Genomic DNA, 426 nt, shown 5'->3' on the forward strand with positions numbered 1-426 from the left:
AGCCCAAAATATGGCCCATCGCGACAATGGTGGCGGCGATTTCCATATCGTCCTGCATATGGGGAATATCGTCGATAAAGCTTTTATCGATTTTCAATACATCCAGCGGAAAGTGTTTCAGGTAAGCCAAGGATGAATAACCGGTGCCGAAATCGTCGATAGCCAGGCGGACGCCCTGAGCTCGAAGCGTATTGAGAATGGCAGCCGCGTTCTCCTGGTTCGCCATCAGTCCGGTCTCGGTGATTTCCAGTTCCAGTTGTTTGGCCGGAAAACCGGTCTCATCCAGCACAGTCGCAACCAGCCGGCAAATGTCGCTACGGCGGAACTGATGGGAGGAAACATTGACGGCCAACGTTATCGGCGGCAAACCGTCATCCAACCACTGCCGGCCTTGGCGGCAGGTTTCCCGCAGCACCCATTCGCCAA

General features: G+C 54.7%; 1 protein-coding gene. It reads right to left on the reverse strand.

The features are described 5' to 3' along the window. On the reverse strand, positions 1 to 426 hold a 426-nt coding region (locus EKO24_RS03095), incomplete at both ends, for an EAL domain-containing protein (protein WP_143733158.1).

It is taken from the genome of Candidatus Methylobacter oryzae, assembly GCF_003994235.2.
In the GTDB taxonomy this organism is placed as follows: domain Bacteria; phylum Pseudomonadota; class Gammaproteobacteria; order Methylococcales; family Methylomonadaceae; genus Methylobacter_A; species Methylobacter_A oryzae.